The sequence below is a fragment of the Xenorhabdus bovienii genome (assembly GCF_024721015.1).
Classification (GTDB): Bacteria; Pseudomonadota; Gammaproteobacteria; order Enterobacterales; family Enterobacteriaceae; genus Xenorhabdus; species Xenorhabdus bovienii.
In genome coordinates this window covers 1-2,951 of the sequence record NZ_JANAIF010000155.1, presented here as the reverse complement: position 1 = coordinate 2,951, position 2,951 = coordinate 1, and the positions used below count along the sequence as shown (strand labels likewise).

The following is a 2,951-nucleotide window of genomic DNA, read 5'->3' as shown; positions in this document are numbered from 1 at the left end:
TCAAAAACACGCGCAATCTCGGGATCATGGGATGAAACCAGAAAATCGGCCAGATGCGGTGACTCTTTCGCTATGCAATGTGCCAGCTCCCGCAAGTAGGCACGCTCTTGCAGGTACAGCGATTCCTTGTTGTTTATCATTATTTGTACTTTACAATGTTATATTTTTTTGTCCGACAGGTTAATCTATTGTACACATTCATCAGTAAAATTAATTAACCTATTAGATGGAGTTTTCGCCTGATTTTGGCGGAATATGGGGGAACCAGCGGAATAGGCACAAGCATTCAGGCAAAAATAAGGCTGACAAGAACAGTCAACGGTTTGACTCTCCTATACCTAACCGTTAATATCTTTTTCTACAAAAAAAAGATCTATCGCCTGTCAGGATCGCCTTCGGGTGGCGAAATAAAACTCCCGTAGCCTGAAAGGGAGAGCAAGCATTGCGGTACATCTGCGCACTTTTGGAAGCAGATATTGTCAGACATAAACCCCTTGTCTGGCGATGAGGGTTTTTTAAACGAAAAAATACCTCAAAAAGGTGTTTTTATATTGTCCTCCAAGTGCATTGAACGTTGAATTATGCACTTCTTTCATATCAACATCAGATCCTATCTTCACTTAACTTTTGCATAGTGAGATTGAGTGACGCCCTGAACTCATTTCACGCCATACGTGCCGGATAATTTTCACACACCTGATTCAATGCCTTAACTATTTCTGTTTGAAATATTCAGCGGACAGGTTTTCTACACACAAATAATTAACTCATCACTACCGTTTAACACTGAACCTTGCGATGTTTTGCGATGCTTACTGGCATTTCAACGATTGCACGACTTTTACTGACTGTTTGTGGAACTTAAGGCGTCACTTTTTGCCGGTTTATCGCTGAAAGTGACGCCGCAGCCAAAGAACGACGCAACCCTGACAGGCTCACACCTGCTTCACCACACAGTGAATCTGACACTGCATTTTTAGATTGAAAAAGGAGAACTTGACGATATCGAGGCTGGCTTTTTGCCGGTGGGGATGACCTGTTATGCAGGCGGCAGTACCGCGTACTCAACCGATACCCCGCAATACCTCAACTTGCGTTCACTCTGGCGCACAGATATCCGTCAAGGGCAAGGCAGGCATTTTCTGTTTTGCCGCACTGTCGCGCGCCAGAGATTGCATGTTGTCAGGTATAAGTAGCGGGAGAAATTGATGAGTCGATTGATTAAAGAATTAAAATTTTTTGCCCGGCAGGGTGGTGGCAGTCATAAAACTTGCCATGACCGCATTCGGATTGCAGGACGTTTGGGGGCATTGTTATTGAGCCTGAATATTCAGGTGAAAAGCCTCAGCCATTTGAAGACCAAACATGTGGAGCAATACGTTGATGCCCGTTTATCTCAAGGGATCGCCAAGCGTACGGTGCAAAATGAAATGTCTGCGCTGCGTAATATCTTCCGCATGGCAGGCAGGGAAAAACTGGAAACCTCACCACGTTTGAGCAATCAGGCATTGGGATTAAGTGGAACCAGCCGAGCCGGAACTAAGCAGGCTATCCCTGATGCTACATTTCAGATTGTTTATCAGAAGGCGCTTGAACGTGATGCCGGATTTGCCGTCACACTGAAACTCGCCCGCTTACTGGGGTTACGTTCTCAGGAAGCGGTGCAATGCAGTGCTTCATTAAAAAGTTGGCGCAAACAGTTAGAGCAACCAGAACCGAAACTTCATGTTGTTTTCGGTACAAAGGGGGGCCGACCAAGGGAAACCCGTGTATTGGATGTTGCAGCAGTAAAAGAGGCTGTAGAACAGGCGATTGTGGTTGCAGAGCAGCGGGATGGCAGATTAATTGATAAGCCGGATCTCAAGCAGGCCATGAACTACTGGCGGACATATACTACAAGGATTGGTTTAACAGGCTGCCATTCTCCCCACAGTTTGCGCTATGCGTGGGCGCAGGATGCACTGAGGTTTTACCAACAAAATGGTTTTAGTCGTCAGGAAGCAAGGGCACTGGTTTCAATGGATTTGGGGCATGGTGATGGTCGTGGGCGTTATGTAGAGCGGATTTATAGTCGTTAGACTTAGTTGTTCAGTTATTGTGTTAGGTAAAACAATCAGTTAAAGTATTCCTGCCATTAGCAAAATCTAGTGGTCAAGGCGTCGCGGCCTTGTGTACCCAAACACTGGTAGGATATTTCTGCCAGTGTGCTTGCTATCACCCTTTCAATGGTGGTTCAGGTGGGGGAGGCTTCGGTCTCGCCGGTGGGTACTCCGGTCCGCGAACCCTGTCTGAATCACCACCATCAATGATTAATTAATTAATGGAAGGGGTAGCAGGAATGAATAATAATGTTAGAAATGACTGGCATCAGGCCGACATTATTGCTGCATTACGCAAGCGCGGTACAACGTTGGCAGCAGTCTCCCGTGAAGCGGGACTCAGTTCATCAACACTAGCAAATGCATTCAGCAGACCGTGGCCGAAAGGTGAATGGATAATTGCTAACTATCTCGGAATCCATCCTTCTGAAATCTGGCCGAGCCGTTACTTTGATAATTATGGTCGATTAATTGAGCGTAAAATTCGCAATAAATCACAAGAATAACCTGATTCAATTCTTGTTCGACTTGGTGAGAGTAATAAATTTTATACAAAGCCCTGAGCATGAAATAGCAGATTAATCTGGTCATTTTTCAGTCTCATGGCTTTTTGCTTTAAGATGTACTAATTGCAGTCTATAGGGATGTAAATTGTACTTATTGCGCTAATCTGTACTAGTTCAGGCTTGAGCTGACACTGTTGCTTATCTGAGCAAAACCTAATCTGAATGTCTGCTTTATGCCCAGACTGTGTAAAAACCGTGACTTCATTAACTCGACATTGCGGTTGCATTCCTTCTCCAGCCGTCGCGATGATTGAATTCGATTTAAATAACCGTAAATGTAGAGCTT

At 44.9% G+C, this 2,951-nt stretch carries 3 protein-coding genes and 1 pseudogene; 3 read left to right on the top strand and 1 reads right to left on the bottom strand.

Annotated elements, in window-relative coordinates:
* Positions 1-1,041: 1,041 nt before the first annotated feature.
* The 3 genes from NXS07_RS19265 to NXS07_RS19255 all read left to right on the top strand — a co-directional run bounded on the left by NXS07_RS19265 (position 1,042) and on the right by NXS07_RS19255 (position 2,605).
* Positions 1,042-1,209 (top strand): hypothetical protein, encoded by a 168-nt coding sequence (locus tag NXS07_RS19265; protein ID WP_258087433.1) that lies wholly within the window; start codon positions 1,042-1,044, stop codon positions 1,207-1,209.
* The gene (locus NXS07_RS19260) at positions 1,209-2,078 is read left to right on the top strand and encodes an integrase domain-containing protein (protein ID WP_258087432.1); all 870 of its coding nucleotides are present in this window, start codon (positions 1,209-1,211) and stop codon (positions 2,076-2,078) included. Before NXS07_RS19265 ends, NXS07_RS19260 begins: the two co-directional genes overlap by 1 nt.
* A 260-nt stretch (positions 2,079-2,338) precedes the next feature.
* Positions 2,339-2,605 carry a helix-turn-helix domain-containing protein gene (locus NXS07_RS19255; RefSeq protein WP_258087431.1) on the top strand — a complete coding sequence of 89 codons (267 nt, stop codon included), beginning with the start codon at positions 2,339-2,341 and terminating at the stop codon, positions 2,603-2,605.
* A gap of 262 nt (positions 2,606-2,867) precedes the next feature.
* On the opposite strand, the pseudogene NXS07_RS19250 reads toward NXS07_RS19255, so the two are convergent.
* A pseudogene (locus tag NXS07_RS19250) lies at positions 2,868-2,951 on the bottom strand (transposase); the annotation flags it as partial.